Origin of the sequence: Rhodococcus sp. NPDC057014 (genome assembly GCF_042673295.1) — a bacterium.
Classification (GTDB): Bacteria; Actinomycetota; Actinomycetes; order Mycobacteriales; family Mycobacteriaceae; genus Rhodococcus_F.
On sequence record NZ_JBHUSF010000564.1, the window covers coordinates 1 to 2,725 of the forward strand.

General features: G+C 69.3%; 4 protein-coding genes. 1 reads left to right on the plus strand and 3 read right to left on the minus strand.

The genetic code is table 11. The annotated features are described in order from the left end of the window. Positions 1-134 precede the first annotated feature (134 nt). The 3 genes from ACFTZB_RS44830 to ACFTZB_RS44840 are packed head-to-tail and all read right to left on the minus strand — an operon-like array spanning position 135 to position 2,198. Positions 135-1,307 carry a cation:proton antiporter gene (locus tag ACFTZB_RS44830; RefSeq protein ID WP_276136549.1) on the minus strand — a complete coding sequence of 391 codons (1,173 nt, stop codon included), beginning with the start codon at positions 1,305-1,307 and terminating at the stop codon, positions 135-137. 7 nt (positions 1,308-1,314) lie between these two features. Further along, a complete protein-coding gene (locus tag ACFTZB_RS44835; protein WP_005240833.1) occupies positions 1,315-1,797 on the minus strand; it encodes a cation:proton antiporter regulatory subunit in 483 nt (160 codons plus the stop codon). A gap of 47 nt (positions 1,798-1,844) precedes the next feature. Continuing rightward, the gene (locus ACFTZB_RS44840) at positions 1,845-2,198 is read right to left on the minus strand and encodes a DUF952 domain-containing protein (RefSeq protein ID WP_378442345.1); all 354 of its coding nucleotides are present in this window, start codon (positions 2,196-2,198) and stop codon (positions 1,845-1,847) included. 262 nt (positions 2,199-2,460) lie between these two features. On the opposite strand from ACFTZB_RS44840, the gene ACFTZB_RS44845 reads away from it, so the two are divergent. Then, positions 2,461-2,655 (plus strand): hypothetical protein, encoded by a 195-nt coding sequence (locus tag ACFTZB_RS44845; RefSeq protein WP_005240831.1) that lies wholly within the window; start codon positions 2,461-2,463, stop codon positions 2,653-2,655. Positions 2,656-2,725 lie beyond the last annotated feature (70 nt).

The following is a 2,725-nucleotide window of genomic DNA, read 5'->3' on the forward strand; positions in this document are numbered from 1 at the left end:
CGACCCCGCGCCCCCCCCCGCGGCCGCAGCTGCTGCGCGACTACCTCGACTCACCCACACCCCCCGATGCCCCCGGCCCCCGCGCGAGTCCGGGGGCATCGTCGTCCGTGCGCCGGGCATCCGGCGGCCGCCCGTCAGGCGGTGGTGCGCACCCGGATCCAGGCGCCCGCCACCGGTTCGACCACCCGTGCCGCCACCGGGCCGATGACGGCCATCAGGAGCACGTACGCGGTGGCGAGTGCCACGAGTTCGCTCTCCACGGCGCCCGCCGACAACGCCAGCCCGGCGATGACGATCGAGAACTCGCCGCGCGCGATCAACGCGACCCCGGCGCGGGCCCGGCCCAGCCGCCCGACCCCTTGCTGTTTCGCCGCCCACGCGCCGGTGACCATCTTGGTCAGCGCGGTGACGACGGCGAGCAGCACGGCCCAGCCGAGGACCGGCGGAATCGCCCGGGGATCGGTGTTGAGCCCGAACACCACGAAGAACATCGCCGCGAACAGATCGCGGAGCGGCTCGAGGACGCGGCTCGCGTTGTGGGCGGTCGTGCCGGAGATCGCGATCCCCAGCAGGAACGCGCCGACGGCCGCCGAGACCTGCATCGCCGAGCTGATCCCCGCCACGAGCAGCGCGGCACCGAGCAGCTTCAGCAGCAGGGTCTCGCTGTCCGGGCTGTCCAGCAGCGCGGACACGTAGCGGCCGTACCGCAGCGCGATCACGAGGACGACGGAGATCACGACGAGGGAGATCGCCACCGCCTCGAGTCCACCGGCGAAACTGACGCCGGCGAGCAGGGCCGTCAGGATGGGCAGGTACACGGCCATCGCGAGGTCCTCGAACACCAGGATCGACAGCACGACCGGCGTCTCGCGGTTACCGAGCCGTCCCAGGTCGCTCAGCACCTTCGCGATGATGCCCGAGGACGAGATGTAGGTGACGCCGGCCATGACGACGGCACCGGTGGGTCCCCACCCGAGCATCAGTGCGACGACCGCTCCGGGCGCGGCGTTGAGGACGGCGTCGACGACACCGGCCATCCACGACCGCCGCAGGCCGGTGACGAGTTCCGACGCGGTGTACTCGAGCCCCAGCAGCAGCAGGAGGAGGACCACCCCGATCTCGCTCGCCAGGTGGCTGAACTCGCTGATGTCGCCGAGGTTGACGAATCCGCCGCTGCCGAAGCACAGGCCTCCGAGGAGATAGAACGGGATCGGCGACATCCCGAATTGAGCTGCCAGACGGCCCAGCAGGCCGAGCGCGAAGAACACCGCGCCCAGTTCGATGAGCGCGAGCGTGGTGGTGTTCACGGGTCTGTCAGCCGTTGGCCAGGAGCTTGGCTGACGCGTCCAGTCCGTCTGTGGTTCCGACGGCGACCAGCAGGTCGCCGGAGGTGAGCAGGAAGTCGGGCTTCGGCGACGGGTACACCTGGCCCGCCCGCATGACCGCGACGATCGAGACTCCGGTGCGCGTGCGCATCGCGGTGTCGCCGAGCGGGCGGCCGTCGAACCGGGAGTCTTCCTTGATGTACAGCTGCTTGGTGCGGATGCCGGGCAGGTCCCGGTGTTCCTCTTCCAGCTGCGCCACCAGTTGCGGTGCGCCGAGCAGATTGCTGAGCACGGCCGCTTCCTCGGTGGTGAGCGGCACCGACGCGGCACAGGCGTCGGGGTCGTCGGCCTTCGACACGATGAGGTCCGTGCGGCCGTCGCGATGGGTGATGACACCGATGCGGCGACCGGCGGCGAGTTCGAAGTCCTTACGCACCCCGATACCGGGTAGTGGCGTCACTTCAACGTTCATGCCTCCACGGTAGTCCGATGGGGGTGACCAACCGCGGAAGGCTCGCGTCAGTGCCGGGCGGGGAACGTTCCGTCGGCCTCGGGGCGGTACTCCTCGACGGCGGTGACCGCCGCGACGGGCAGCGGCCCGTACAGGTGCGGGAACAGCATCGACGCCGGATCGGCCGGCACGCCCGGCTCCCACGTCACCGGCGCACCGAGGGCGTCGGGGTCGAGTCTGAGGAGGACGAGGTCCGTGCGTCCGGCGAACAATCGGTTGGCGGGCAGGTGCACCTGGGCGGGTGTGGACAGGTGCACGAATCCGTCCGCGGCGTACGTGGCGGGCACGCGAGCGCCTTCGCGTTCCGCGGTGCGCCATTCGTCGCGGCTGCAGATGTGAACGAGCTGGTCTTCGGATTTCACAGGGCGAGACTAGCGTCACGCCCGAAATCGAATCAGCTGTCAGCGAACTCGGACCGATCGGTCTGTTCGCATCGGTGCTCGTCACGTCGTTGTCCGCACGTTTCGGGCCGGTTTCGTGTGTGATGCAACACTGAGAAACGCCGTCGGGAACAACGCGTAAACCCCAAACGTCTGACAGAGTAGATCCACCGCGCCACCCCCGACGCGGCGGACCAAGGCCCCAGGCACTCGGCATCAGTCGAAAAGCCAGTACGGAGGAGTCATGCCCGGAACACTGACCAGCCCCCCGTTGACCGCAGCCGACCGGTGCGACCGGTGCGGTGCGGGAGCCCGCGTCCGCGCGGTCCTTCCGACCGGAGGAGAGTTGCTCTTCTGCGGTCACCACGCCAACGAGCACGCAGACCGTCTTCGCGAGATGAACGCCACGATCGTGTCCGAAGCCGAAGCTGCAATCTGATACGTCAGCCCGGGTGACCCGTCCCAGGCTCACCTCTTTCAGCACCAAGAGACCGGCGAGTGCACCGCAC